Origin of the sequence: Streptomyces sp. NPDC126510, assembly GCF_040302345.1 — a bacterium.
Taxonomy (GTDB): Bacteria; Actinomycetota; Actinomycetes; order Streptomycetales; family Streptomycetaceae; genus Streptomyces.
In genome coordinates, this window is record NZ_JBEORR010000006.1 from 69,433 (window position 1) to 95,645 (window position 26,213).

The following is a 26,213-nucleotide window of genomic DNA, read 5'->3' on the forward strand; positions in this document are numbered from 1 at the left end:
GCTCAAGACCTCATCGCCGGGGAATCCACGGACTGCCGGGGGGCGGTCACCAGGTAGGGGCGGACGCTCTTGACCAGCATCGCCATCTCGTAGCCCAGCACGGCCGCGTCGGCCTCGCGGCCGGCGAGCACGGCCAGGCAGGTGCCGGAGCCCGCCGTGGTGACGAACAGCAGGGTCGAGGCGAGCTCGACGACGACCTGCCGCACGTCGCCGCCGTCGCCGAAACGGACGCCGGCGCTACGGCCGAGGGAGTACAGGCCGGAGGCCAGCGCTGCCATGTGGTCGGCACTGTCCGGGTCGAGGCCGTGCACGGACTTCACGAGCCCGTCGCAGGACAGGAGCACCGCGGCGGTCGTGTGCGGTACGCGCTGCACGAGGCCGCTCATCAGCCAGTCGAGGTCGGAAACATGGGCGGTCGGCGCATCGCTCGCCATGGTGGATCGACTCCTTGGGGTACGAAGGTCTGTGGGAGCGCTGGGGGTGGGGGTGGAAAGGGGGGTGGTCATCCGGCGGGTGCGCTCCCGTCCTGCCGGGTGGTGGTCGTGCGGTGGTCGGAACGGGACCCGGGCGCCGGCCCGCTCGAGGGTGACAGCTCCGACGGGAGCGCCTCGAAGTGAACCGGCCGGACGGGCATCGGCTCCCTGTGGGCGGACCCGCCGGGTGCGGGATCCGTCTGGGTCTGGCCTGTGTAGGCGGAGTCCATGTGCGCGGAGCCCATGTGGGAAGGGTCCATGGGGGGAGGGCCTGTGTGGGCCGAACCCACGTGCGATGAGTCCGTGTGGGGCGAACCCGAGGGAGAGGGATCGGCGTGGGCCGGGCCTGTATGGGGGGACTCCATGCCGTCCCAGTCCGTGTGTCCGGCCTCCATGTTCTGCTGGGCTTCCGCGAGGCTGATGCCGCGCTGGAAGGCTGCCATCAGACCGGGATCGTGGCCCACGAGGTGGTCGGGGTCCTGGCGCGGCGCCGGGCCGTCGCGCAGCTGGGGTGCGATGTGCTCCTGGGCGCGCCGACGGGGCAGTTGGGGCTTGCCCATGGTGCCCCGCACGGTGCCCTCGCGGGGGGTGGGGAGCTCGGCGACGTTCTCGGCCAGCACGCGGCGGTCGTCGGGACTGATGCCGGGCCGTGCCTCGGCCGGGGTAGGACGCTCCCGGCGGGCACCGCGCAGGGGCAGGGGCGCCGGCCTGCCGACCGGAGCGTTCCCACCCGGGGCTGGTTCGGCTTCCTGTTCGTGCCCGCGCGAGGTCCCGGGTCCCGCGAGCGGCATCGACGCCCCGGATCCGGACGCGGGCAACTGGAGGGAGGAGGCCCCGAATCCGGTGCCCTCGGCCGAGGGCCGCCCCGGGGACGTGGCACCACCGACGGCGGTCGGCCCGGTACCGGCACCGGCCGCCGCCGGCCCGGTCCGGCCCTGCAGCCCGGCCTGGCCTCCCTCCCCGGCTTGCCCACGCTGCCCGGCCTGGCCTCCCTGCCCGGCTTGCCCGGCCGTTGGCTCTGCCACCGCCGGTCGCTCCGCTCCGGCCGTTCCGGTTCCGCCCTGCGGCTGCCCCGCTCCCCCGGGCGCTCCCGCCCCGGCCTCCGCTCCTGCCCGCGCTCCCAGCAGCGCCTGCGGCACGACGAGCACCGCCTGCACTCCGCCGTAGATGTTGGTCTGGAGCCGGACGGTGATGCCATGGCGCCGGGCGAGCTGGGAGACGACGAACAGGCCGATGCGGCCGTCCGCCAGGAGCCGGGCGACGTTCACCTGGTCGGGGTCGGCGAGCAGCGCGTTCATCCGCGTCTGCTCCTCCAATGGCATGCCGAGTCCGCGGTCCTCGACCTCGACGGCGAGCCCGGAGGTGACGAGGTTGGCGCGGAGCAGGACGTGGGTGTGCGGAGCGGAGAACACCGTGGCGTTCTCGACGAGTTCGGCCAGGAGATGGATGACGTCGGCGACGGCGTGGCCACGCAGCTGCCCGTCGATCGGAGGCACGAGCTTGACCCGCGAGTACTGCTCGACCTCGGCGATGGCCGAGCGCAGCACCTCGGTCATGGAGACCGGGTTGCTCCACTGACGGCGCGAGACGGCCCCGCCGAGCACGGCGAGGTTCTCGGCGTGGCGGCGGATGCGGGTGGCGAGGTGGTCGACGTGGAAGAGCCCCTTGAGCAGGTCGGGGTCCTCCATCTCGTTCTCCAGCTCGTCGAGGATGGAGATCTCGCGGTGCACCAGGGACTGCAGGCGCCGGGCGAGGTTGACGAACACCTCGAGCTTCTGTTCGCTTCCGGCCTGGCTGGAGAGCTGGGAGGCCTGCACGACGGCGGTGACGGCGCCGTCGTGTGCACGGGACAGGTCGGCGGCGAGGAGGTCGAAGTCGTCGGCGTCCTCCGGGGGAGCCCCGGTCCGGCTCGGCGGTGCTGGCTGAGGCGGGCCGTCGCCGCGGCGCAGCGTCTCGACCAGGGTGCGCAGATCGGCTTCGCGCCGGGCGGTGCCGCGGCGCAGCACGCCGATGCGGTCGTGCACGGAGCGGGCGGCCCGGTCGGCGGCGACGGCGGCCACGACGATGCCGACGAGTGCCACGAAGACCGCGCCGCCGAGCACCGCCCACAGGGTGGGGCCCGGGCGCGTTCCGGTGGACCGGACGGTGAAGAGAACGGCGGCGCACCCGCTGAGTGCGACGGCGACGGGGGGCAGCACCGCGAGCCGCAGCAGCTGGGGCCGTATGGGGGTCTCGGGCAGCGCGGGTGCTGTACGGACGACGGGCCGCCCGTGCCGTCCGCCCTCACGGCGGTCTGCGCGCGCGGCCGGTGCGCGGAGGTGAGACATCGGTGTCCTCGTACTGGTACGTCGGGCCTGGGTGCCGGGGGAGCTCGCGGGGGTGCGACCGGGTTCGCGCGGCCGCTTGCGCACGCCCCGGGACGCGCGCCCGGGCTCCCCTCGTTTCCGTCCGGCCCCGGCGCCGCCGGGGCTCGCGTGCCGGCCCGGGCCATGGGCCCCGGCACCACGAGAGCCGGCCTCGGCAACCCCCGCGGCGGCGGTGGCGTCACCGTCCCGGGCACCCGTGTCTCCGGCCGCGCCCGGGCCGGCGTCGGTGGCGCGCGGGCAGCGGGGATCCCCGTCGCGTCGACTCCCTCGTCCGCCCTGCGCCTGCACGTACCGGCCCCCCGCTTCCTGATCCGCCCTGTTCTCCGACGGCCACTGACAGTAGTCGCCAGCGCATCATGTGCGGTGGGCAGTTGACAAACTCATACGGTGAGCGTCCCGCTCTGGTATGAGGTCTCGTACGACAGACCGATAGCACCCCGCCACATCCGAACATGAACGGCAAGAGATCGATCTGGCCTGGTCAGAAGCAGTCGCGGAGCAACGGCGAGGGCCGGGGAGCGAGACGCTCCCCGGCCCTCGCCGTCGGTGCGCCGTCGGCCCCGGGTCAGCCCGCCGGAGCGTCTCGGGGTCCTCGCTGCCCCTGCCCACCCCAACGACCACCGTCACTCACCGTGTCGGCCTGGGCCATGGCTGCCGTGTCCGACGCGGTCTTGATCGTGGCGTCGGCGAGGGCTTCCGCGGCCTGGAAGCCACCCGCCGGGGCGAGCGCCACCCCACGCCACCACGGCTCGGACGGGACGTTCTCGGCGGCGGGCTCGAACGGCGAATACAAGTTCGCCCCCGGCAACAGGCGGAAGGCCACCACCGTGCATGTGGCCTTCCGCGCCACGTCACCCCGCGGATCGGCCTGCGCGAGGAAGACTTCCGGGCTCTCGCCGACTTCCCCCGTTCATCGGGTACTTCACAAGCCACGGTCTGAGCCCCAGTGGCCACGCGTTCCGGCATCCGCAAGCGCGGAGCCGGCGCCGGAGCGCTCCGGTCAGGAACAGACCGGGCGAGCCGGCACGCGCGCCGGAAGGCCGCCTTTCTCGTCAGCGCTGAACGGCTGGTCACCGATCACTTCGCACAGCTCCCGCCGCCAGCTCTCGGGATCGAGGCGCAAGGGTCCGCCGGTGTTGATCGAGTTTTGGTAGATCACGGACCCGCCGTCCGGAGTGATGTCCCGGAAGACGTACGAGCCGTCCGCCAGGTATTGGCTGGAGGGCACCCGCCCGAAGTCGTACGACTCGCGATAGCCGCGCCTGCCGACCTCGTAGATCCGTACGGAACTGTTGGCTGCCACGGCGAAGCCGCCCTCCCCGTCGATGAACCTTGCCGCGTATGGCGTCCCGGCGTCCTCGGCCACGCTGCGCAGCGGCCCCAGTTCCCTGCGCAGCGGGTCACGCCGCCACAGTTCCACGATGCCGCCGCTGCGCATGGCGGCGAAGTAGCGACCGCTGGGATCGAATTGCGTGGCGACGGTGTCGACGGGCACCTTCACGGTGGTTTTCGTACGTCCCGTGGCGAGGTCGACGACACGGACCGTGGGATCTCCCCAGAGGAGCACGGCCACCTGGTTGTCCCCCGGGTAGTGACCGACCTTCACCGTCGGCGGAGTGCTCGCGCTGCGGCTGTCGGCGATGATGGTCTTGATGTCGAAGTGGGCACGTTGCCTGCCCGTGCGCGTGTCCCACTGCTGCACCCGTGTCCCGGAGACGGTCACGAGGTGTGCGTCCCGGTCGAAGAAGTACTGGAACTCTGACGTGGACGGCGGTTTGGGGACGGTGATCCGGGCCGTCTGCCGCAGTGTGGACACCTCCCGGACGAGGACGGTGTCCTCCGCCACCCAGTCGGCCAGGAGCGTCCGGTCCGAGTCGAGCGCCAGCAGGTACGCGTCCTTGGGGTGCCAGTACGGTCGCGGGCGGCTCGCCTCGGCAGTCGGCGGGTCGCCCGCCTTGCTTTCCACCGACCGGACCTGCAGGCTCGCACCGTCGTCCACGAGGCTGACGGTCCTCCCGCCGTCCGCGCTGAGTTTCTGATCGTTCACATCGACGACGTTGGGCTCGGTGAACAGTTCGACGTAATTGATCAACGATCGGTCGTGTGCCGCGGCGAACAGTCTGCCGCCGCTGGACACCAGATCCCAGGCGATCACCACCGTTCCTCTGGGCCGGGCGGACTCACTGATCGACTTGCCCTGGAAGAGGTCCGTCAGCACCAGTCTGCCCGGCGTGCCCGTGACGACGTACCGCCCGGTCACGTCGACGCCCTCGAGTCCGCAGTCCCCGTCGTCGAAGACGTAGCGGCGCCCCCGCTGGGCGCCGTCGGAGATTCGCCGCAGGGTGACTGACTTGGCCGAGTGCCCGTCGGGGCGGCAGACGACGACGGTCGACCGGTCGCCAGAGACCAGGAGCCGGTCGGCTTCGCGCACGACGGTCCGGCTCCTGCCGGTGGCCATGTCGACGGCGAGCAGGGCGACGCGGAACTCGTCCTCTTCCGGTGGGGAGACCTCCACCAACAGGCGCCGCTTACCGGGGTCGATCCACAGGTTGCCGCCCATGTTCGGCGGCGCTGGGACCCTGCCGCCGACGGTGCCGCTGTCCAGGTCCCACCACATCAGGTCGTCCCCGTCGCGCACGGCGACGGTCCGTCCGTCCTCGGACATGGCGAACCCGCTGCTGCTGTCCGAGTAGTTGATCAGCTTCTTCACCTTGGGCAGTGCGTGGACGGCGCCGATGAGGTGTTCGGCGTTCGGGTGCACGTCGAACCAGCCGGCCGAACCGTCCGCGCAGACGAACGCGACCCTGCTGCCGTCGGCCGACACCATGGCCATGATCAGCTGTTCGCGGGAAAACTGTTCGCTGCGCACGGTGCCGGTGAGGGCCCCCACGAAGAGGGTCGCGCGGCCTAAGGCCGACCTCGCGAAGACGACGTTGCCGTCCCTGCTGGTCTGGAACTGCTGCACTGTTCCCAGCAGTCCGGAGACCATGCGGGTGGAGCCCGAGTGGGCCAGATAGTGTCGCAGCAACTGGCCGCGCGCCTCCGTCGTGGGCGCGGTCTCATACGCCGCGAGCGCCAGTTTCACCGACAGCACCGGGTCGAACTCCGCTTGGTCCTGCGACAACTGGGCCAGGGAACGCGAGTCGGCAAGTGCCTGCCGTTCCTGACTTTCCTGTCGCGCGTACGCGAACAGCGTGCCGAGCAGCAACGCGAGGACGACGAGAATGCCGAAGCCTGACCAAAGCGCCCGGCGTCGGCGGGTGCGTGACCGGTGATACGCGCGGCCGAGTTCCAGGTACTCGCGCTCGGCGTCGGTGAGTTGGGTGCCGCGTTCGTCCAGCCACGGCCCGGCGCTTGCCAACGCGACTGCCGTCGGCAGCAGTTCGGGTGGACGTCCGCCCTCGTCCCAGCGGCTCCTGTCGTGGCGGAGCGACTCCCGCCAGACCAGGAAGGAACGATCCTCCGCGGCCCACTCCGCCAGCCTGTCCCAGCTGGAGATGAGGGCCTCGTGGGCCAGTTCGACGGTTTCGGTCCCCTCGGCGTCCCGGCCCGTCACCAGGAGGCGGGTGGTGGCGAGCTGTTGAGCGACCCACCATTCCGCCTCGTCCAGTTCGGCGCGCGTCACCATCCGCCGGGTGACGCCGGCCGATTCCAGGGGCACGCGGATGAGCTGGGTGAACAACCGCCGAGCAGCCTCCTCGTAGGAATCCGGGACATGGGCGTTCCAGACCTTGACGAGGTGGTCGTGCAGCGCGCCGGCGACTCCGCCGATCTTCTCGTACGCCTCATGGGTGAGACGTCCCTGTGTCTGCTGCTGCTCCCGCCAGAGCTGGTCGAGGGCGAAGCCGAGGAGGGGCAGCGCACCGGGCTCGGCACCGGTGTCTTCGATGATGCGGTCGACCAGGTGGGGCTCGTACCGCACGCCGGGGACGGCGTCCACCGGCAGGGTGACGATGTCACGGAGCTGGTCGGGGTGCATGGGGCCGAGGGCGTACGTCTGCTGCCCGCCGAATGCGGGCCCGAGCCGCGGGTGGTCGAGGACGGCGCCCAGGAAGTCGGCCCGCAGTGTGGTCAGCACGCGGACCGTGTCCGGCAGGGTTCCGCCGAACAACACCCCGGCCAGCTCGTCGACGGCCGCCGCATCGCGGGCGAGCAGTTCCTCGAACTGGTCGAGCACGACCAGCAGTCGACGGCGGCCCTGCCGTTTCAGTAATCGCGGGACGGCATCGGCCATGCCGCCGTCCCTGACCAGGACCTGGGTGAACGTCGGAACTTGCTCGAGCCGGTCCGTCTCGGACAGGCTGGGCTCCAGCAGCGCCAGCAGTTCCAGGGCCAGGCCGGCCGTCGGGGTGCTGCCCGCCGAGGGCCGCAGCACGATCACCGAGGTGCCGTCCGGCCGCAGCCTCGGTACGACTCCGGCCAGGGCCAGGGAGGACTTACCGGAGCCGGAGGGGCCCACGATCGCGGTCCAGCGCTCACCAGCGACCATACGGGCGACCGCCTCGGACTCGGCCAGGCGACCGTGAAAGACAGCGGCGTCGGCCTCCTCGAATGCCAGCAGCCGTCGGAACGGCGACGGTGGCAGTGCGAGGTTTCGCAGTTCGGGCCAGGCGTCCAGCAAGCCGGTCGTCGGGATCAGGTAGCTCGCCGGGGGCTTGTCTGCCTCGGCCAGCGCCATCATGCCGACGACGCCGTTGAGTTCCTCGTCCCACACCGGGCTGCCGCTGAAGCCGCGGGAGACCGGGTAGCCGCCCTCCGCCAAATCGGCCTGAACCCATCCGTCGGCCTGCCGCGCGCGGAGCAGGGCCGAGTGCCATACGCCCCCGGGGCGGTTCGCGGGGAAACCGAAGACCCGCGCGGGGTGCCTCCACACCTCCGGTTCGTCCACCAGGCGGATGGGCCGGCCACCCCGCAGTCGGGCTTCCAAGCGCAGTACGGCCACGTCTCCGGCACCGGACGACCGCGGGGGAACCCAACGCTCGACGCCCGCCATGACGTGCGGCACCCCGATCGCGGCACCGTCCGGCGCGCTTCCGGCCGGGGCCCGCAGCAAGGGCAGCGTCACTGCGATGCGGGCGTCGGCGGCGGGCTCGGTATCCGCTGGGGTACCAAGCGCCGCGCTGACGACATGCGCGCAGGTCAGCGCCACATCGTCGGTGACAAGGAAGCCCACACCCACCGGTTCGCCCTGTCGGCCCCGGATCTGGAGCACTGCCGATTCCAGGGCCCTGGTGCCCCCGTCGGCGGCATGAACGTGGACCGAAGACTCCTGCCCGGGAGGATCAACCGTCGAGGCGTCGGAACCGGCCGGGTCAGGCGTCACCCCGTCCGGCCGCTCGAACGCCGTCATGGCGTGGGCTCGTCTCCCGTCGAAGCGCCTGAGGGATCAGCCGAGGGTTGGCGCCAGACGAGCGCGACCTTGAAGTTGGCCTGCGCCGAAGTGCTGGAGATCACCACATCGGCTTCGGCCGACAGAGCAAGGCCGAACTCGACGCTGATCTCGTCCGGTCTGCGGGTCATGTTCTGGAAGCCGTCGACGAAGTTCTGGGCGACCGGTCTGACCGCCGCCACCATCTCGCCCAACGAGCGGGTGGCCCGCGCAACGACCTGTCCCGGCCTGGCGACCCTGACCAGGCCGTCTCCCTGCGCCTCGATCTGCACCTTCACGATCTCTGACTGCCCGTCCGCCCCGGCGACCGGCACTTCCACGAGATAGACCACCGTTTCCCCCTTCGGCCATACCGGTCTCCGCCAGTCTGCTGCACCGCATGATCTCTCTTCTTTCAACTCCCGCGAAAGAGGCAGGAGTTAAGTCGCCAACCGCCGCAGCATCTCCATCCGGTGACTCAACCCCGACGCGAAAGCCGTAGCGGCACGTGGCCGCAGGGGCAGACAAGGGTCCCGGGCCCACACCGCACACCGCGCCACACCCGTCCACCGCCGCGGGGCCACCACCTCCGGCACACCACGCAGATCGAGGCCCTCGAGCGGCTGGTCGTCATCCGCGTCCAGCAGCCACCGCCCATACCGGTCGCACGCCCGCAGCCAACGTGGCAGGTACCGCACCGCCCGGGCCCGTGCCCAGCAGCATGGTGCACCCCTCGGCCACCGCGCTGGATGTCGTCAACCACAGTGCTGACCACGCCGGCGAGATCACCGCCGTCGACGACCTTCAGAACAACACCACACACGACCCGCAGTGCTTCACTTACGACTCTTCCCGCGCCTGACCCAGGCATGGACCAACACCGCCGGTCACCGCTCCCCCGCGAGGTCCAGATCTTGCCTGGGGATCTCGGCAGCAGCCTGCGTCGGCTGGGGCCGACGCCATGGGTGAGCGATCGGATGGGACACCCCACGCCACCACGCCTCCACCGGAAGCTGCCCCGCCGGCTCGAACGGCTCACCCGGCCGCGGAAGCGCCACCGCCTGGCCGGCCTCCTCGGCAGCATCCCTGGTCCACTCCCCCGGCTCGGCCCACGCGTGCGTCGCCAGGTTGAACGTCCCCCAGTGGATCGGCAGCAGCACCCCGCTCGCGTCACCTCCCTGCAGGTCAAGGTGGGTTTGCACTCCCTGGGCAGGCGTCATGTGAATGTCGGGCCAGAAGTCGGAGTACGCGCCGATCTGGATCATCGTGGCGTCGAACGGCCCGTGCTCGGCGCCGATCTCCTTGAAACCGTCGAAGTAGCCGGTGTCGCCGCTGTGATAGATCCGGTGCTGCTCGCCGGTGACGACCCAGGAGGCCCAGAGGGTGTGCTGGGTGTTGCGCAGCCCCCGGCCGCAGAAGTGCCGGGCCGGGGTGGCGGTCAGGGTGAGACCGCCGATCTCGGTGGACTCGTGCCAGTCCAACTCGCGCAGCCGGCCGGCGGACACGCCCCAGTGCTCCAGGTGCGCGCCGACACCGAGGGGCACGGCGAACAGCGTGTCCCTGCCCGCGAGTGCCTTGATGGTGGGCATGTCCAGGTGGTCGTAGTGGTCGTGCGAGATGACCACGACGTCGACCGGGCCGAGGGCGGCGAGGGGCAGGGGCGCGGGGTGCAGCCGCTTGGGGCCCGCGAAGGGGAAGGGGGAGCAGCGCTCGCCCCACACCGGGTCGAACAGGACGCGCCGGCCGTCCATCTCCGCGAGCACGCTGGAGTGTCCCATCCAGGTCAGCCGGAGCCCGGTGGCCGGGGGCCGGGCTATATCGGCGAGGGTGGTGGAGTGCACGGGGACGGTGCCGTTCGGGGCGCGGCGGGGCCGGGTGTCCCTGTCGAAGAAGACCTTCGCGAAGTCCAGGGCCGAGCCGGAGGGCCGGGTCCGCGCGGGGCCGCCGGGGTTCTGGAAGACCCCGTCCTCGAAGTGGGGTGATCTGCGGATGCGCGCCATGCGCTCACCGCTCGGGTCGGCGCCGAACGCCCCGGGCCGCAGCGCGCGGAGCCCGGAGCTGAGGGTACGGAAACCGGCCACGGTACCTCCAGGTGGAGTCGGTCAGGCTTTCCATTATGGTCGGCCCCTCCGACAACACCGGATCACAGGGGCCCCACCGGAAGCGTGCCCGGGGCGATACTGACCGATGATTCAGTAAACAGCGTCGCGAAGGAGCCCGGATGGTCACCCCCGCCACCCCCCTGTTGTCCCTGACATGGACTGATCACCTCACGGGACGGCAGGGCTTCCTGGTCGTCGACCGACTGGTACGCGGGGTCGCCAGCGGCGGTCTGCGGATGCGCGCGGGCTGCACCCTGGACGAGGTCGCCGGTCTCGCCCGCGGTATGACCCTCAAGGAGGCCCTGCACTACGACCCGGCGAGCCGCTACGTCCCGCTCGGCGGCGCCAAGGGCGGCATCGACTGCGACCCCCGGGACCCCGGGGCGTACCCGCTGCTGGTGCGGTACCTGCGCGCGATGCGGCCGTACATAGAGAGCTGCTGGACGACGGGAGAGGACCTGGGACTCACCCAGGACCTGGTCGACCGGGCGGCGGCCGAGGCGGGGCTGGTCTCCTCGATCCAGGCCGTGTATCCCCTGCTCGACGACGAGGCCGCGGCCCGGCGGCGGCTCCGGGACGCGTTCGCGGTCGAGGTCGACGGCATCGGTCTGGACGAGCTGGCCGGGGGCTGCGGTGTGGCCGAGGCGACCCTGGCCGCCCTGGACCGGGCCGGTGTGCCCGCCACCGGGACCCGGGTCGCCCTCCAGGGCTTCGGCACCATGGGCGGGGCCACCGCGCGTTTCCTCGCGCGCGCGGGGCTCACGGTCGTGGCCGTCGCCGACCTCAAGGGCACGATCGCCAACCCGGCGGGCCTGGACGTCGAGGCGCTGCTCGCGGCCCGGGACGCCCACGGCACGGTGGACCGTTCCGCGCTGCGTGGCGGCGACCGTGAACGGCCGGGCGACGCCTGGCTGGCTGCCGACGCGGACGTACTGGTTCCGGCCGCCGTGTCGTATGCGATCGACACCGGGAACCAGGAGCGGATCACCGCCCGCTGGGTCGTGGAGGCGGCCAACATGCCCGTACGTCCGGACGCGGAGCTGCTGCTGACCGCGCGCGGGGTGACCGTGCTGCCGGACGTGGTGGTGAACTCGGGTACGAACGCCTGGTGGTGGTGGACGCTGTTCGGGGACATCGGCGCCGACGCCGAGGAGGCCTTCGCGTACGTCCGCCGCTCGATGCGGGCGCTGGTCGAGCGGATGCTGGCCCGCGCGCAGGCCGACGGGACGACTCCGCGGTCCGCCGCACACGCGATCGCGGCGGACCGGCTGCCACTGATCGCGGAGCGCTTCGGCTGGTTCCGGTGAGGCACCCGCCGCCTCCCCGACCCGGCTGGCTTCCGGTGAGGCACCCGACGCCTCTCTGGCGGCCGTCGTCGCGGGCCCTGCCGGGCAGGCCGAAACGCCCCGTCGAGGGGCTGCCCGGCCGTGGGTAGGGTGACGGCGTGACCAGAGTCCGGTTGAGTGTGGCTCAGCGGCGCGGAGATCTGCTGCGGGCCGCCATCGAGCAGATCGAGGCGAGGGGCGTGGCGGCGGTCAGGATCGCCGACGTGGCCTCGGCGCTCGGCGTGAGCAACGCGCTGGTCCTCTACCACTTCTCATCGAAGGAGCAGCTGGTCGCCGCCGCGTTCCGGCACGCGGCGGAGGGCGACCTGGCGCATCTGCGCAAACTGCTCGGCCGCCGTTCGCCGGCGTTGCGCCGACTGCGGTCGGCCGTGCGGTGGTACGCCCCGACCGGGCAGGCCAAGGGCTGGCGGCTGTGGATCGAGGGCTGGGCGGCGGCGCTGCGCGACCCGGTGCTGCGGGAGGTCGCCCAGGATCTCGACCGGCAGTGGAAGGCGGCCCTCGCCGAGGTCATCGCGGAGGGCGTGGCCGCCGGCGAGTTCCGCTGCCCCGACCCGGCCGGCACGGCCCTGCGTCTGACCGCCCTCCTCGACGGCATCGCCGTCCAGCTGACGTCCTATGCCGGCGCGGTGCCGCGTGCGCGGGCCCAGGAGTGGGTGGAGGAGGCCTTGACCCGCGAACTGGACCTGACGGCGGACCGGCTGACGCCTTAGAGGTTGCGGGGCGCGAGGTTGCTGACGGATCGATCGTGACCTCGACCGGCGGTGGGCCGCTCGGTCCCTTTGATGTTGGAGTCGTCCTCGTCCGCGATGTGACGGGTGAGGAGGTGGAGTGCGTCTGCTGAGGATGCGTCGTTGGGGGTGTAGAGCTCGAGGCGGTGGTCCCGGCTGTCGGGCTGGAGCCACACCTGGTAGGCGATGTTCACGGTACCGACGGTGGGGTGTTGCAGGTGCATGTCGCCGGTGGTGCAGTCGGCGACCTCTCCGGTTGCCCACATCCGGGCGAACTGGTCGCTGCGCATGGTGAGCTCGCCGATGAGGTTCGCCAGTCGCGCGTCGGTCGGGAACCGGCCGGCGGTGAGCCTCAGGTACGCGACGTGGATGCGCGCGAGTTCGTCCCAGTTGCGGTGCAGGTCCCGGGTGAGGGGGTCGAGGAAGAACATTCGCGGGATGGAGGGACGACGAGCCGGGTCTGCCGGGGCGTCGAATTCCATGTGTTCGGCGAGCAGCGCGTGACCCGTGCGGTTCCAGGCGTGCACGTCCCCGCGCCTGCCGAGCACGATCGCGGGAGTGGCCTCGCCCAGCGAGTCGAGCAGCGCGAGCACACGAGGCTGGGGATGTTCGGCGGGCGGTTCGGTGAGGCCGGGCCGGTCGGTCTGGCGGGCGAGGTTGTGAAGGTGGACTGTCTCGACCTCGTCGAGTTCCAGCACCCGGGCCAGTGCGTCGAGAACCTGCGCCGAGGCTGTGCCCGCTTGTCCCTGCTCCAACCGCGTGTAATAGCCGGCGCTGACGCCTGCGAGGTGAGCCAGTTCTTCTCGGCGCAGCCCGGGTACGCGCCGGCTGCTGCCGTAGGTGCGTAACCCGATCGCGTCCGGTGTGACCTGGTCGCGGCGGCTCTTCAAGAACGCTCCGAAGTTCTCCACACCATCGAGCCTAGACATGGTTCGCGGTGGTGTGGGTGCACCTGCTGGGTGTAGCCACACAAGGTGTCTGGATGCAACGGCCGGGCGCCTGGAGCGTTGCATCCATGACTCACCACGCCTCACCCGCGACCAACGCCGGTACCCTCCGGGCCTGGCTCGGTCTGCTCGTCGTCCTCGGCCCCGTGCTGCTGGTATCGATGGACGGATCCATCCTGTTCCTCGCGATGCCCCGGGTCAGTCAGGCGCTGAGCCCCAGTGCCGACCAAGCACTGTGGACCCTGGACATCTACGGCTTCGCCGTAGGGTCACTGCTCATCGCGTTCGGGAACATCGGCGACCGCTACGGACGCCTCAGGCTCCTCATGATCGGCGCGATGTTCTTCGGCCTCGGCTCTGCTGCCGCTGCCTTGGCCCCCACACCGGAACTGCTCATCGCCGCCCGCGCGGTCATGGGGGTCGCCGGCGCGACCCTGCTTCCCTCCGCGCTGGCGATTCTGAGTGAACTGTTCACCGACCCCAAGCAACGCGCACAGGCCGTCGGCGTCTTCGCCGCGGCATTCGCTGCCGGCTTCGCGATCGGACCGGTCATCGGCGGCGTGCTGCTGGAGCGCTTCTGGTGGGGATCGGTGTTCTTGATCAACCTCCCCGTCATCGTCGGTTTCCTCTGCTTCGCACCGGTGCTGCTCGGCGAGGTCCGGGCGACCCGGCCGGGGAGGATCGACACCGCCAGCGTCGTGACCTCCGCCGTCGGGCTCCTGCTGGCGATCTACGGCGTCAAGCACGCGGCCGCCCAAGGCCTGACAGTCACCGCCGTGGCCACCGTGCTCGCGGGCATTGCCGTGCTGGCGTGGTTCGGTCTACGGCAGCGGCGACTGGAGCACCCGCTCATCGACTTCTCGCTCTTCCGCGACCGGGTCTTCACCGTCGCCGTCATCACCGGTCTGCTGCCGCTCGCAGCATGGTCGGCTGCCGCGTACCTGTCCGGGATCTACCTGCAGTCCGTCCTCGACGTCCCCGTCTTGCAGGCCGCGCTCTGGGCGCTGCCTGGAGCCGTCGTACTCACCACCACCTGCATCGTGACCCCGCTGGTCGTCGACCGCGTCGGCAAGCGCGCCGCGCTGCTCGTGTGCCACTTCTCCATCGCCGCCGGCTTGCTCCTGCTGCTGCCCACCACCATCACAGGCGGAATCGGCTGGTACGTCGCATCCACCGCGGTCGCGGGCCTCGGCTATGGCATTTCCTTCGCTGTCGTCGCCGACACCGCCGTTGCCGCAGTCCCTCCCGAGCGCGCCGGATCCGCAGGCGCGATCGCGGAGACCAGCAACGAGATCGGCAATGCTCTCGGTATCGCGTTGCTCGGTTCGCTGGCAGCTCTGCTGTTCCGCCTCCAAGGCCCCGACCTCGCCCCCACCCTCGACGAGACACTCCAGCTGCCTGAGCTGACAGCAGTGATCGTGACCGACGCCAAGTCCGCCTTCCTCACTGGACTGCACGTCGCCGCGGCGGCAGCCGGCGTCCTGCATCTCGTCCTCGGACTCGTCGCGCTCCGCTGGCTGCGCCGCCCGGCCGAAGTCACCGCGGCTGAGAATGAGACGGCCGAGACCCGATGATCCACGCCAACGCACCTCTCTCAGCCGAACCTGGCGACGCGAGCACAAGTGGTCCGCCCAGGGTTGCGGGTCCACGGCCGCGACGGCGAGCAGGCCAGAGCCGCTGGTCGGGACCTCATCTCGACCGGCGTGATCTCTGGGCCGGCGGCCGTGATGGCGATGGTGGAGCGCCTGGTGCCGGACGGGTCGTGGGAGCTGTTTCAGCCGGTGGTGCCGACCGCTCCGCCGCGGCCCCGGGGTGGCTGGCCAGGAGTCGAGTCCTCGCAGCGACTGGGGGGGCCGCCATTGGGACCGTGGAGCGGACGGTGGCCTGGCCGGCCGGGTGCCGCCGCCTTCACCGTCGCCGTGAGCGCAAAGCCGAACACTTCCTCGCCTGCGCCGGGATAACCGCGATTCCGAATCTGCTACCGCCGGCTCCCGGCCGGAAACCGTGCTCAGGTGTCGGCACCTCGGGCCGTTACCGGCCGGCGGTCGATGACCTCCCGGTCTCGGACAACCAGCAGCTCATCGGCGAGATTCGCAGGCGTGCAGATGTGATCGGGGACGACAGCGACCACCGCCCCAAGGCGTGGCCCCTTCACGCCTTCCGGACCCGTCATGGAACACGATGAGGTGATCATGGCAGGTCGGCGAACCAGGGCCACAGCGCCATCACCCCGTCCATACGAACCAATCGAGACGGCCTCTTAGACGGTGTCCTTCGGATCACGCCGGGGCCAGGGGGCTCACCGACCCCACCCAGCACCGTCACGCCGCGTCGCGCCGGGCCGAGCGGGAGGACCCGCTCTCGAAGCCGCAACTCCTGTGCGTGCGGGCCGCGTCGGTGTCGCGACCGGCGCGACCCGCACGTGCAGGAGCCGCCTTCACGCCACCGAGGCGATCCGCATCCTGATGTCGTCCGGCGACAGCGCCCCCTTGGCCGTCACATGGTCGCCCGAGGACTCCCCGCGCAGCCGGCGCCCGATCCACGGCACCAGGAACTCACGCGCCCAGGCGACGTTGTCACGCCGCACGTCGAGCACGCCGCGCGGGGGCAACGGAGGCCACGCCTGCTCGGGGTCGGCCGGCACGTCGAGGCCGAGCACCTGCCCCGCGCGGAGCGCCACGCGGGTGTGCCCCTCGGGCGACAGGTGCAGCCGGTCGGCGTCCCACGCCCGGCGGTCCTGCACACTGCGCAGGGACCACAGGTCGAGCACCGGGCAGCCGTACCGGTCGGCGATGGCCCGGACGTGTCCGTTGTACGTGGCGATCTTGCCGCGCAGATGCTTGAGCACGGGCACGCCACGGGTGTCGAAACCGGTCGTCACCATCACCGTGCCGGACACGGCGGTGAGTTGGGCCAGCGCCCGCTCGAAGCGCTCGGCCACCTCGTCCGGGTCGGTGCCGGGCCGGATGATGTCGTTGCCCCCGGCGCAGAACGAGACGAGGTCCGGGGCCATGCCGACGGCCCGCGGAACCTGGTCCGCCACGATCTGGTCGAGGAGCTTTCCGCGTACGGCGAGATTGGTGTACTGGAAGTCGCCCTCGGGCCTGCGGTCGGCGAGCAGAACGGCGAACCGATCGGCCCAGCCGACGAACGCCCCGCCGGGGCCGGGGTCGCCGACGCCCTCGGTGAAGCTGTCCCCCACCGCCACGTACGACCCGATCTCTGCTTTGCTGTCACTCTTCGAATCGTCTGCCACAGCAGCCCATGATTCACCTTCGAATGTGACCTACGCGACCGTAGGGAAGGGTTGACGGGCGGTGAGATAACCCACTCCTAAAGTGTTCGCCAACTCCGGAATACCCCGCTTGTCAGGGATGTTTCGGGGTGAGTCGCCAGACCCGGAACCCAGTGATCCGGAAGTGGCTCCAGACGGTCCGGAAGGCGAAATGGCCGCCCGTGTAGGGCTGCGGATCGCTGTAGTCGAAGACGAGCCGGCCGTTGTTCCACCATCGGACCGTGGAGCCGTCGGAGACGATCCGCACCCGGTTCGGCTCGCCCGGCACCAGCAGCGGCTGGGTGTAGTCGAAGACCAGGGGCCGGACGCCGGGTTCGCCGACGTAGCGGCGCAGCCGGGTCGTGGTGTTGTAGTTGGCCCCGTAGCCGGCGTAGTAGGTCGTGAGGTGGTCGTACTCGTCGAGGGCTCCGCCGCGTGGTGTCGCGAAGAGGTCGCGCGGGGAGCGGACGTCGGTCGCGTTCCAGAAGTTGTTGAGGTCCGAGACCCGGTCGTTGGCCCCGCCCTCGGAGACGGGGGTGGCGGTGTACTCGAGTACGTAGGGCCCTTCGAGCCGCTTCCTGAACCACACGGTCGCACCGCTGGGTACGTCGATCTCCAGTGTGCCGTGTGCGGCGGTGACGGTGCCGCCGCCCTGGAGTTCGGTCGCCCACTGCCCGAGGCCGTGGCAGAAGTCGTCGTGTGCGATGAGACGGCGGTGCGGGGACGCGGCGTGCGCGGCGGCTGTGGGGGCGAGGGCCGTCAGGGCGGCTCCGGCGGCCAGGGCTCCGAACGCTCTGCGGGTGGTCGGCACGGTGACACCACTCCTCGGGATCCGCCGGGAAGGCTCTGGAAAGCGCTTGCACTCCGGCCGTGATCACTCTGTCCCAACTGCCGCCGCCTGTCGATCCCTTGGGACGAGCGCCGGTATCCGCACACACCGAAGGCCGGACCCGGGGATCGGGGTCCGGCCTTCGGCCGCCTGTCAGGCAGGTGGTCGTGCGGCGGGTCAGCCGACGGAGACGCCGTGCGAGCGCAGGAAGGCGACCGGGTCCACGTCCGAGCCGTAGTCCGGCGTGGTGCGGATCTCGAAGTGCAGGTGCGGTCCGGTCACGTTGCCGGTCGCGCCCGACAGACCGACCTGCTGCCCGGCGGTCACGGTCTGGCCGGCCGAGACGGAGAGCTGGGACAGGTGGGCGTACTGGGCGTAGTAGCCGTCGGCGAGCTTGATGACGACCTGGTTGCCGTACGCGCCGCCCCACCCGGCGGAGACGACCGTGCCCGCGCCGACGGCCTTGAGGGAGGTGCCGGTCGGGACGACGAAGTCGACACCGGTGTGGTAGCCGCTCGACCACATGCTGCCGGACATGTGGTACGGGGTGCCGATGGTGGCACCGGTCACCGGGAGGGTGAAACCGCTGGAGTTGCTCTCGGCGGCGGCCGGCTTCGCGGCGGTCTCCGCCTTCGGGGCCGCATCGGCGGCGGACGGCTTCGGGGCCGAGGCCTTCGGCGCGGAGGGAGCCGAGGCCTTCGGAGCGCTCGCCGCCTTCTTGCCGATCGACAGCTTCAGGCCCGGGTGGATCAGCGACGGGTCGGAGCCGACGGCGTCACGGTTGTCCGCGTAGAGCTTCTTCCAGCCGCCGCTGACGTGCTGCTCGCCGGCGATCTTCGCGAGGTAGTCGCCTGCCTTCACGGTGTACGTGTGGGCGCCATTGGTCTTTTCGGCGGCCTTTTCCCCGGCGGCCGGAGCGGACTGGACGGCCTTTTCCGGAGCCGACTGCGGGGTGGCGGCGTGAGCGCCGGTGGCCCCCATGAGCGGCAGGGCGAGGGCGGCCCCGCCGGTTCCGGCGACGGCGATGGAGCGGGTGAAACGCTGGGTCTTGGGACGGCGGTGCTTACCCTTCGCGGGCATGGCGAATTCCTCTCCGTCGCCTGCGAGGTGAGCTGTCGGGTGCGGGCTGGAGATGCCCGGCCGCGCCGGGGCGCGGCTGAACCCCAAGCCGTTCCGGGAACCGGAACAGGCGTCTTACCTGTGGGTCCCCCGCTCCTGCCGTGCTTCGGGTCAGTGTGTGCGGGCTCCGGGCGGCGGCAGGATTAGGCGTCCGTCCGGATTGGTGTGGAACGTAAGCGACCACGACGCAATAGGACAAGCTTGCGGTTGCCCGTGACGGTGTTTTTCTTGACGCGTCGCCACATTCGCCGTCACGGAGCGTGGATTACCGATCTCCCGCATTGCTCGACAGCCCTGGTTTTTGCGGGGATTACGTGAACATGGCGACAGCACATCGTCACGAATATGACGATGGTCACGCACCCCGACCTCATCTCCTTTACGATCGGGGCACGTTATCCCTAAGCCGCCAATTCTCTCCATTCGGACAGAATGGCTACTTCCGCTTAAGGTGGACGATCACGGCGTCCAGATCCCCGCGCAAGCCGACCCGCAGTCCGTGATGAAGCAGGACGGCCCCTCGGTGAACTTCGCCCGTTTCACGGCATTCATACGATTCTGCCGGATCGAGGCCGCGCAGCCGGAGCGCTGGAACGGGCTCTCCGTAGCGCTGCGCCTGGAGCCAGGCGAAGACGACGGTCTCCTCGCCGAGGACGTACTGCACGGCGCTCAGCCCACCCTCCGGAGCCCGCAGCCGGTATTGGTCGCCGCGCTGCACCACGGGCCGGATCTCCTTGTAGAGCCTCACCCACTCCGCCGCCTCGGCGAGCTCCTCCGGCGTCCACTTCGTGAGGTCGCCGCCGACCCCGAGCACCCCGGCCATGGCGCTGACGAACCGGAACCGCAGCGAGCTGGCCCGGTGGTTGAGCATGGCGTTGGGGCTGTCGGTGACCCAGGCGGCCATGACCCGCGCCGGGTGGATCTGACTGAAGCCGTGCTGGATGGCGAGCCGGTCGAGGGGGTCGGTGTTGTCGGAGGTCCACACCTGGTCCGTGCGGCTCAGCACACCGAGGTCGATCCGTCCGCCGCCGCCCGAGCAGGACTCGAAGGCCACCCCCGGGTGGGCGGCCCGCAGCCGGTCCAGCAGGGCGTACAGGCCGTGCACGTGGTCGATCCACAGCCGCTGCGGGTAGGCGTCGTCGGGCCAGCCGGCGTCGGTGAAGCAGCGGTTGAAGTCCCATTTCACGTAGTCGATCGGCGCGCCGGAGAGGAGCCCGTCGAGCTGCTCCCACAGGTACTCCCGGACGTCCTCGCGGGCGAGGTTGAGGACGAGCTGATTACGGAATTCCGTCCGCTTTCGTCCTGGTTGGTACTGCGCCCAGTCGGGGTGCGCGCGGTACAGGTCGCTGTCCGGGTTGACCATTTCGGGCTCGACCCAGATCCCGAACTGCATCCCGAGGCCGTGCACATGGTCCGCGAGCGGCTTGAGCCCGCCCGGGAAGCGGTCGGGGTTCGGGGTCCAGTCGCCGAGCCCGGCCCGGTCGCTGGTGCGCGCCCCGAACCAGCCGTCGTCGACCACGAACAGCTCGACGCCCATGGCGGCGGCCCGCTCGGCGAGCTCCCGCTGCTGCTCCTCGGAGATGTCGAACTCGGTGGCCTCCCAGGAGTTGAACAGCACGGGCCGGTCCCGATCGGCGTCCGGGATCACGTACGCCCGCTGGTAGGCATGCCAGGCGCGGCTCGCCCCGCCGAAGCCGCCGTCGCTGAAGAGCCCGGCGAAGACGGGCGTCGTGTACGACTCCCCCGTGCCGAGCATCAGCAGGCCGGAGTCGTCGTGGCCGGCGCCGCCGGTGATCTGCACGCGCGCGTCCGGGAGCTGGGCCACGGCGATGCGCCAGGACCCGGACCAGCCCAGGGCGCAGCTGTAGACCTCGCCGCGCTCCTCGGTGGCGTCGGTGTCGAGGGCGACCCACGGCAGGTGCTGGTGGGAGGTGTGGCCGCGACGGCTGCCGATGACCTTCTCGCCGTGGGTGAGGCCGGTGCGGGTCAGCCGCGACTCCGCGCCCCAGCGCCCGTGCAGCTGCGACAGGCGCCAGGTGTCACGGTCGGGCAGGGTCCAGGTGGCGGAGTCGGCGCGCAGCAGCTCGACGGCCGGCCCCTGGTTGTCCAGGGTCACCCAGCGTTCGACGACATCCGCCGTGGGGCGCATCCGGTAGTGCAGGGTGACGGCCAGATCGCCGTCGCGGAACCGGAGCCGCAACTCGCCGTCCTCGGCGTCGTGCCCCTCGTAGGCCCACTCGGTGCCGCGCCGCCCGGCGGTGCGGACGGACAGGGCGGGGCGGACGAAGCGGGGGCCGCCTTCGACCGGGTACTCCTCGCGCCCGTCGAGCGGGGACTCGAAGGGCCAGTAGTCCGGCAGCGGCCGGACGGCGAGCGCCTCGGCGTCGGCCAGGCCGATACGAGGGCCCCAGTGCAGGTGCAGCAGCTCGTCCCGGTCGGTGACATGGACGGCATAGCTGCTGGCCGGGCCGGAGAGCACCCAGGTACGACCGTCTTCGGAGATGTCCAGCATCGTGCCCTCACATATTCGAACAAGCCCGACCAGGTGCGACCAGGCGGCAACATCATCGGGCGAGGTGGGGGTTCCGGGCAACGCCTGTGGACAACTCATTGCCCCAGGCAGGCATGTCGTATCGTCGGAAGACGCCCGTCGACGAGCCGCGCCGGCGGCGCCGAAGGGGAGGAGCCCTCGTGACACAGCAGGTCCCGTCGACCGAGCCCGAGCTGGCCGGAGTGCGCAACTTCCGTGACGTGGGCGGGCTGCCGACCGTGGACGGGCGGCGGGTGCGCCAGGGCGTGCTGTTCCGCAGTGGCCACCTCGCCCACGCGACCGGGGAGGACGCCGCCTTCCTGACCGGTCTGGGCCTGCACACGGTCTTCGACTTCCGCAACGCGGCCGACCAGAAGCTCGAGGGGCCGGACGTCGAGCTGCCCGGTGTGCGCAATGTGAACCTGCCGCTGAGCGACCCCGCCGACGGCGCCGAGTTCTGGAAGATGGTCCGCGACGGCGACCTGGACCAGCTGCGCGAGATCCTCTCGGACGGCAAGGGCGCGGGCCGCATGATCGCCTCGTACCGCACGATCATCAAGCACCGCACCGACGAGCACTCCCGGGTGCTGCACGCGCTCGCCGAGGACAGCGTCCCCGCGCTGATGCACTGCGCGGCGGGCAAGGACCGCGCCGGGCTGTCCGTCGCGGTGACGCTGCTCGCCGTGGGCGTCGAGCGTGAGGCGATCGTCGAGGACTACCTGAAGTCGAACGCCAAGCACCGCCGCTACAAGGTGCACCGCTCCAGCTCCGCCGCCTCGGCCTACTCCCCCGAGGTCATGGAGCTGCTCAGCCCCCTCTTCGACGCGCGCGCCGAGTACCTGACGGCGGCCTTCGACACCATCGAGGAGACGTGGGGCGGCGTCGACACCTACCTGGAGAAGGGGCTGGGGCTGTACGCGGAGACCCGGGAGCGGCTACGCGAGCGGCTTCTCGACTGAGGAACGGGAGCGGGGGCTACTTCGCCCCCACCTCGAACAGCAGGTACACGAAGGCGGCGAAGAAGTGGCCGGCGATGAGGTAGATGAACAACCTCACCCACAGGGCCCGGGGGAACTTCTCCTCCATGTTGCTCATGACGCGTCTCCGGGGGTGGGGCCCAGGCACAGGGCGGCCGTGGGGCTCTGCAGCAGGGTGTGGACGAAGAGCAGGTCGACGCCGTCGTGGTCCTCGGCGGCGATCCGGTGCGGGGTGAGCGAGTCGAAGTGGGCGCTGTCGCCGGCCGCCAGCCGGTGCGTGGTGTCCCCGAGCCGCAGACGCAGTCGGCCGCGCAGCACGTGGAGCCATTCCTCGCCGGGGTGGACGCGCACGATGTCGCCCTGGGAGCCGTGGGGGACGTGGACGCGCAGGGCCTGCATCCCGCGGCCGGGGGCACCGGCCTGCCAGTAGGTCCAGCCGCCCGCCGCGGTGGGTTCCATGTCGGCCGCGCGGATGACGGCGTCCCGGTCGGCGACCGTCTCACCGAGCAGCTCGGAGACGGTCGTACCGTAGATGCGGGCCAGTGCGAGCAGCATCGGCAGTGAAGGCTGGCGCTGTCCGGTCTCCAGCCGGGAGAGGTGGGCGGGCGACAGCCCGGCGGCGCGGGCCGCGGCCTCCAGCGTCAGGGAGGCCTGGCGCCGCAGGGCCCGCAGCTGGGGCGCCACCACGGCGGGCAGCGCACCTGCGGCCTGGTCGGCCGGCGAGTCGGCCCCGGGGGGCCGCTCGGTCTCGGAGGAGCTCATGCCTCCATTCAGCCGGAGTCTTGCCTCAGCGGCAAATTTCTTGCCTCACAGGCAAAAGCAGCGGATTCACCGGTTGGCCACCGCCTGCTTGACGAGTGTCTTGCCGAAGTCCCACACCAGCCCGCCGTTGTGCGCGTCGTCCATCACGGCCGTGAAGGCGTCGACGAAGCGGTCCACCTCACGCTCGCCGATGATCAGCGGCGGGATCAGCTTGATCACCTCCATGTGGTCGCCGGAGACCTGCGTGAGGATCCGGTGTTTCTGCAGCAGCGGTACGACGACCATCTGCGCGAACAGTCCCTTGCGCGCCGCCTGGAGCATGGTCCAGCGGCTGCGCAGCTTCAGCGACTGCGGCCGGCCGAACTCGATGCCGATCATCAGCCCCCTGCCGCGGACCTCGGCGAGCATCTCGTACTGGTCGGTGAGCGCGGCCAGCCGGGACCGCAGCCGGTCCCCGGTGGCCCGGACGCCCGCGACGATCTGCTCGTTCTCCATCACCGACAGCACCGCGAGACCCGCCGCCATGGCCTGCGCGTTGGACCCGAAGCTCGCCGAGTGGACCAGCACCCGGTCCATCGACGAGTAGACCTTCTTGAAGATCCAGTCCTTGCCGATCGTGGCGCCGACCGGCACATAGCCACCGGAGAGTGCCTTGGCCACGCACACCAGGTCGGGCTCCACGCCGTCCTCGTGCTGGTAGGCGTAGAAGTCGCCGGTGCGGCCGAGGCCCGTCTGCACCTCGTCGGCGATGAGCAGCGCCTTGTGCCGGTGCAGCAGCTCCTGCGCGGCCCGCAGCCACCCGGGCGGACCTGTGAGGACGCCCTTGCCCTGGACCGGCTCGACGATCAGTGCGGCGACGTCGCCCTTCCGCAGCTCCCTCTCCAGTGCGTCGAGGTCGCCGAGCGGGACGGCCGTGTCGGGCAGCAACGGGGCGAAGCCGTCGCGGAAACCGGATTCTCCGTTGACGGACAGGGAGCCGGTGGTCAGTCCGTGGAAGGCGTGCGCGCAGTACAGGATCCTCGGCCTGCCGGTGACGAACCGGGCGAACTTCAACGCGCCCTCGACGGCCTCGGTGCCGCTGTTGCCGAAGAACACCCGGTCCAGGTGCGGACTGTGCGCGAGCAGCTTCTCGGCGAGCAGGCCCGGCAGCGGCTGACAGTCGAACCGGGTGAGATCGGCGAGCTGCGCGTCCAGGACGTCGTGCAGCGCCTTGCGTACGACGGGGTGGTGGCGGCCGAGGCCCATCACCCCGAACCCGGCGAGCATGTCCAGGTAGTCGTTGCCGTCCGCGTCGTAGAAGTAGGCGCCCTCGGCGCGCTCGTAGACCTTGTCGAAGCCGATGGTGCGCAGCATGCGCGGGAGCTGGTGGTTGAGGTACCGGGTGTGCAGCTCGTAGCGCTCGGCTCCGCGCTCGGCCAGCAGCCTGCCGAGGTCGAACTCCCCGGCCTGTGACGACTCCGACGCGGATTCGGCGGTGGTCATTCCTGTGGCTCCTTGGACAGCTCTTCCTTGACGGCCAGGCTCGCGCCGATCCGTCCGGCGACCTCTACGGGTGTCAGGCCGATGTCGGCGAGCACCTCACCGCGCTTGGCGTGCGCGAGGAACTGCTCGGGGATGCCGAACCGCCGTACCGGCACGTCGACGTCGGCGTCGCCCAGGGCCAGCGCCACAGCCGAACCGACCCCGGCGGCGCGGCTGTTGTCCTCGACGACGGCGACCAGGCGGTGTTCGGCGGCGAGACCCGGGAGCGCCGGGTCGACGGGTTTGACCCAGCGGGGGTCGACGACGGTGCAGCCGATGCCGCGCGCTTCGAGCAGCTCGGCGGCCTGCAGGCAGACCGGTGCCATCACGCCGACGGCCACCAGGAGAACCCGCGGTTCGGGCGAGCGGTGCAGCACGTCCAGTCCGCCCACCCGGTCGACCGCCGGGACCGCCGGGCCGACGGACTCCTTCGGGAAGCGCACGAGCGTCGGCGCGTCGTCCACGGCGACGGCCTCGCGCAGCTGGGCGCGCAACTGGTCGGCGTCGCGCGGCGCGGCGATCCTGAGCCCGGGCACGACCTGGAGGACGGACATGTCCCACATGCCGTTGTGGGAGGCCCCGTCGACGCCGGTGACCCCGGCCCGGTCCAGCACGAAGGTCACCCCGCAGCGGTGCAGGGCCACGTCCATGAGCAACTGGTCGAAGGCACGGTTGAGGAAGGTGGCGTAGACGGCGACGACCGGGTGCAGACCGCCCGTCGCCAGGCCCGCAGCGGACACCGCCGCGTGCTGCTCGGCGATGCCGACGTCCCAGACCCGGTCCGGGAACCGCTCGGCGAAGGCGCCGAGACCGACCGGGTGCAGCATGGCTGCGGTGATCGCCACCACGTCCTGGCGCTCCTCGCCGATCCGGACGATCTCCTCGCCGAACACGGAGGTCCAGGAGGGGCCGCCCGCCGGGGAGAGCGGTGCGCAGGTCAGCGGGTCCATCACGCCGACGGTGTGGAAGTGGTCCTCCTCGTGGGCGAGGGCGGGTTCGTAGCCGCGGCCTTTCTCCGTCAGGCAGTGGACCAGGACCGGGCCGTGGAAGCGTTTCGCGCGCCGCAGCGCGGACTCCACGGCCCCGGTGTCGTGCCCGTCGATCGGCCCCAGGTACTTCAGGCCCAGGTCCTCGAACAGGCCCTGCGGGGCGAACGCGTCCTTGAAGCCCTTCTTCGCGCCGTGCAGGGCCTCGTAGAGGGTGTTGCCGACCAGAGGGGTGCCCTGGAGCAGGTCCTTGCCCCAGGCCAGGACCCGCTCGTAGCCGTCGGTCGTGCGCAGCGTGGCGAGGCGGTTGGCGAGGCCGCCGATGGTGGGGGCGTAGGAGCGTTCGTTGTCGTTGACGACGATGATCAGCGGGCGGTCCTTGGCGGCGGCGATGTTGTTCAGTGCCTCCCAGGCCATGCCGCCGGTGAGGGCGCCGTCGCCGATGACCGCGACGACATGGCCCTTCTCCCCCTGCACCCGGCGGGCCTTGGCGAGCCCGTCGGCCCAGCCGAGGGCGGTGGAGGCGTGGCTGTTCTCGATGACGTCGTGCTCGGACTCCTCGCGCGAGGGGTAGCCGGACAGGCCGCCCTTGCCGCGCAGCTTGGAGAAGTCCTGGCGTCCGGTCAGCAGCTTGTGGACGTAGCTCTGGTGGCCGGTGTCCCACAGGATGCGGTCCGCCGGTGACTCGAAGACCCGGTGCAGGGCGATGGTCAGCTCCACCACGCCCAGGTTGGGTCCCAGGTGGCCGCCGGTCCTGGCGACCGCGTGCACCAGGAACTCCCGGATCTCTTCGGACAGTTCCCCCAGCTCCGCCTCGGACAGCGCCTTCAAGTCATGTGGTGCCCGGATGTTCTCCAGAATCGTCACGCTCGGCCCCCTTCGGTT

The 26,213-nt window shown here is 71.1% G+C and carries 21 protein-coding genes and 1 riboswitch; of the genes, 5 read left to right on the forward strand and 16 right to left on the reverse strand.

Annotation, left to right across the window (positions count from 1 at the left end; translation table 11 throughout):
- Positions 1–2 precede the first annotated feature (2 nt).
- The 5 genes from ABTX60_RS09735 to ABTX60_RS09755 form a co-directional block, all read right to left on the reverse strand.
- Positions 3–434, reverse strand: coding sequence for a roadblock/LC7 domain-containing protein (locus ABTX60_RS09735; RefSeq protein ID WP_352096552.1), 432 nt, complete (start codon positions 432–434; stop codon positions 3–5).
- A gap of 68 nt (positions 435–502) precedes the next feature.
- Positions 503–2,800: a sensor histidine kinase gene (locus tag ABTX60_RS09740; protein WP_352096553.1), complete on the reverse strand. Its 2,298-nt coding sequence runs from the start codon at positions 2,798–2,800 to the stop codon at positions 503–505.
- A 604-nt stretch (positions 2,801–3,404) separates the two neighbouring features.
- On the reverse strand, positions 3,405–3,632 hold the full coding sequence (locus ABTX60_RS09745) for a hypothetical protein (protein WP_352096554.1): 228 nt from the start codon (positions 3,630–3,632) through the stop codon (positions 3,405–3,407).
- A gap of 207 nt (positions 3,633–3,839) precedes the next feature.
- Positions 3,840–8,189, reverse strand: a complete 4,350-nt coding sequence (locus ABTX60_RS09750) for an nSTAND1 domain-containing NTPase (RefSeq protein WP_352096555.1) — start codon at positions 8,187–8,189, stop codon at positions 3,840–3,842.
- On the reverse strand, positions 8,186–8,560 hold the full coding sequence (locus ABTX60_RS09755; RefSeq protein ID WP_352096556.1) for a CU044_2847 family protein: 375 nt from the start codon (positions 8,558–8,560) through the stop codon (positions 8,186–8,188). Before ABTX60_RS09755 ends, ABTX60_RS09750 begins: the two co-directional genes overlap by 4 nt.
- Positions 8,561–8,916: 356 nt before the next feature.
- Here ABTX60_RS09755 and ABTX60_RS09760 point away from each other — a divergent pair, with 356 nt between their 5' ends.
- Entirely contained in the window at positions 8,917–9,069 is a 153-nt protein-coding gene (locus ABTX60_RS09760) for a hypothetical protein (protein WP_352096557.1), read from the forward strand.
- A 25-nt stretch (positions 9,070–9,094) separates the two neighbouring features.
- Here the strand turns inward: ABTX60_RS09760 and ABTX60_RS09765 are convergent, their stop codons facing one another.
- Positions 9,095–10,288 carry an MBL fold metallo-hydrolase gene (locus ABTX60_RS09765; protein ID WP_352096558.1) on the reverse strand — a complete coding sequence of 398 codons (1,194 nt, stop codon included), beginning with the start codon at positions 10,286–10,288 and terminating at the stop codon, positions 9,095–9,097.
- Positions 10,289–10,428: 140 nt separating this feature from the next.
- On the opposite strand from ABTX60_RS09765, the gene ABTX60_RS09770 reads away from it, so the two are divergent.
- Together ABTX60_RS09770 and ABTX60_RS09775 are read left to right on the forward strand one after the other, a co-directional pair.
- Positions 10,429–11,616 (forward strand): glutamate dehydrogenase, encoded by a 1,188-nt coding sequence (locus ABTX60_RS09770; protein ID WP_352096559.1) that lies wholly within the window; start codon positions 10,429–10,431, stop codon positions 11,614–11,616.
- Positions 11,617–11,753: 137 nt separating this feature from the next.
- Complete coding sequence (locus ABTX60_RS09775) at positions 11,754–12,365, forward strand: TetR/AcrR family transcriptional regulator (protein WP_352096560.1); 612 nt, start codon at positions 11,754–11,756, stop codon at positions 12,363–12,365.
- Here ABTX60_RS09775 and ABTX60_RS09780 read toward each other — a convergent pair.
- Entirely contained in the window at positions 12,362–13,312 is a 951-nt protein-coding gene (locus ABTX60_RS09780; RefSeq protein ID WP_502992298.1) for a helix-turn-helix transcriptional regulator, read from the reverse strand. The genes ABTX60_RS09775 and ABTX60_RS09780 overlap by 4 nt on opposite strands.
- Positions 13,313–13,398: 86 nt before the next feature.
- Here ABTX60_RS09780 and ABTX60_RS09785 point away from each other — a divergent pair, with 86 nt between their 5' ends.
- The gene (locus ABTX60_RS09785) at positions 13,399–14,904 is read left to right on the forward strand and encodes an MFS transporter (protein ID WP_352096562.1); all 1,506 of its coding nucleotides are present in this window, start codon (positions 13,399–13,401) and stop codon (positions 14,902–14,904) included.
- Positions 14,905–15,338: 434 nt separating this feature from the next.
- On the opposite strand, the gene ABTX60_RS43210 is transcribed toward ABTX60_RS09785, so the two are convergent.
- The 5 genes from ABTX60_RS43210 to ABTX60_RS09810 form a co-directional block, all read right to left on the reverse strand.
- Positions 15,339–15,524 carry a hypothetical protein gene (locus ABTX60_RS43210; RefSeq protein WP_502992299.1) on the reverse strand — a complete coding sequence of 62 codons (186 nt, stop codon included), beginning with the start codon at positions 15,522–15,524 and terminating at the stop codon, positions 15,339–15,341.
- Positions 15,525–15,767: 243 nt separating this feature from the next.
- On the reverse strand, positions 15,768–16,586 hold the full coding sequence (locus ABTX60_RS09795) for an SGNH/GDSL hydrolase family protein (protein WP_352096563.1): 819 nt from the start codon (positions 16,584–16,586) through the stop codon (positions 15,768–15,770).
- A 112-nt stretch (positions 16,587–16,698) separates the two neighbouring features.
- Complete coding sequence (locus ABTX60_RS09800) at positions 16,699–17,415, reverse strand: DUF6250 domain-containing protein (RefSeq protein WP_352096564.1); 717 nt, start codon at positions 17,413–17,415, stop codon at positions 16,699–16,701.
- A gap of 195 nt (positions 17,416–17,610) precedes the next feature.
- Positions 17,611–18,513, reverse strand: coding sequence for a M23 family metallopeptidase (locus ABTX60_RS09805; RefSeq protein ID WP_352096565.1), 903 nt, complete (start codon positions 18,511–18,513; stop codon positions 17,611–17,613).
- Positions 18,514–18,517: 4 nt separating this feature from the next.
- Positions 18,518–18,672: riboswitch (cyclic di-AMP (ydaO/yuaA leader) on the reverse strand.
- Between the two features lie 316 nt (positions 18,673–18,988).
- Positions 18,989–21,064 carry an alpha-galactosidase gene (locus ABTX60_RS09810; protein WP_352096566.1) on the reverse strand — a complete coding sequence of 692 codons (2,076 nt, stop codon included), beginning with the start codon at positions 21,062–21,064 and terminating at the stop codon, positions 18,989–18,991.
- Between the two features lie 179 nt (positions 21,065–21,243).
- Here ABTX60_RS09810 and ABTX60_RS09815 point away from each other — a divergent pair, with 179 nt between their 5' ends.
- The gene (locus ABTX60_RS09815; RefSeq protein WP_352096567.1) at positions 21,244–22,041 is read left to right on the forward strand and encodes a tyrosine-protein phosphatase; all 798 of its coding nucleotides are present in this window, start codon (positions 21,244–21,246) and stop codon (positions 22,039–22,041) included.
- Between the two features lie 16 nt (positions 22,042–22,057).
- Here the strand turns inward: ABTX60_RS09815 and ABTX60_RS09820 are convergent, their stop codons facing one another.
- The 4 genes from ABTX60_RS09820 to dxs all read right to left on the reverse strand — a co-directional run bounded on the left by ABTX60_RS09820 (position 22,058) and on the right by dxs (position 26,195).
- A complete protein-coding gene (locus ABTX60_RS09820; protein WP_352096568.1) occupies positions 22,058–22,177 on the reverse strand; it encodes a DUF6126 family protein in 120 nt (39 codons plus the stop codon).
- Positions 22,174–22,821: a helix-turn-helix domain-containing protein gene (locus ABTX60_RS09825; RefSeq protein WP_352096569.1), complete on the reverse strand. Its 648-nt coding sequence runs from the start codon at positions 22,819–22,821 to the stop codon at positions 22,174–22,176. Before ABTX60_RS09825 ends, ABTX60_RS09820 begins: the two co-directional genes overlap by 4 nt.
- A 66-nt stretch (positions 22,822–22,887) precedes the next feature.
- Positions 22,888–24,303: an aspartate aminotransferase family protein gene (locus ABTX60_RS09830; protein ID WP_352096570.1), complete on the reverse strand. Its 1,416-nt coding sequence runs from the start codon at positions 24,301–24,303 to the stop codon at positions 22,888–22,890.
- A complete protein-coding gene (dxs, locus tag ABTX60_RS09835; RefSeq protein ID WP_352096571.1) occupies positions 24,300–26,195 on the reverse strand; it encodes a 1-deoxy-D-xylulose-5-phosphate synthase in 1,896 nt (631 codons plus the stop codon). The genes ABTX60_RS09830 and dxs overlap by 4 nt, the downstream gene beginning before the upstream one ends.
- Between the last annotated feature and the right edge of the window lie 18 nt (positions 26,196–26,213).

Coding starts and splice junctions, on each gene's coding strand:
- ABTX60_RS09820 (WP_352096568.1), bottom strand. CDS start 22,177: ATGAGCAACATGGAGGAGAAGTTCCCCCGGGCCCTGTGGGTGAGGTTG.
- ABTX60_RS09735 (WP_352096552.1), bottom strand. CDS start 434: ATGGCGAGCGATGCGCCGACCGCCCATGTTTCCGACCTCGACTGGCTG.
- ABTX60_RS09780 (WP_502992298.1), bottom strand. CDS start 13,312: ATGTCTAGGCTCGATGGTGTGGAGAACTTCGGAGCGTTCTTGAAGAGC.
- ABTX60_RS09805 (WP_352096565.1), bottom strand. CDS start 18,513: ATGCCCGCGAAGGGTAAGCACCGCCGTCCCAAGACCCAGCGTTTCACC.
- ABTX60_RS09750 (WP_352096555.1), bottom strand. CDS start 8,189: ATGACGGCGTTCGAGCGGCCGGACGGGGTGACGCCTGACCCGGCCGGT.
- ABTX60_RS09740 (WP_352096553.1), bottom strand. CDS start 2,800: ATGTCTCACCTCCGCGCACCGGCCGCGCGCGCAGACCGCCGTGAGGGC.
- ABTX60_RS09770 (WP_352096559.1), top strand. CDS start 10,429: ATGGTCACCCCCGCCACCCCCCTGTTGTCCCTGACATGGACTGATCAC.
- ABTX60_RS09830 (WP_352096570.1), bottom strand. CDS start 24,303: ATGACCACCGCCGAATCCGCGTCGGAGTCGTCACAGGCCGGGGAGTTC.
- ABTX60_RS09785 (WP_352096562.1), top strand. CDS start 13,399: ATGACTCACCACGCCTCACCCGCGACCAACGCCGGTACCCTCCGGGCC.
- ABTX60_RS09825 (WP_352096569.1), bottom strand. CDS start 22,821: ATGAGCTCCTCCGAGACCGAGCGGCCCCCCGGGGCCGACTCGCCGGCC.
- ABTX60_RS43210 (WP_502992299.1), bottom strand. CDS start 15,524: ATGATCACCTCATCGTGTTCCATGACGGGTCCGGAAGGCGTGAAGGGG.
- ABTX60_RS09810 (WP_352096566.1), bottom strand. CDS start 21,064: ATGCTGGACATCTCCGAAGACGGTCGTACCTGGGTGCTCTCCGGCCCG.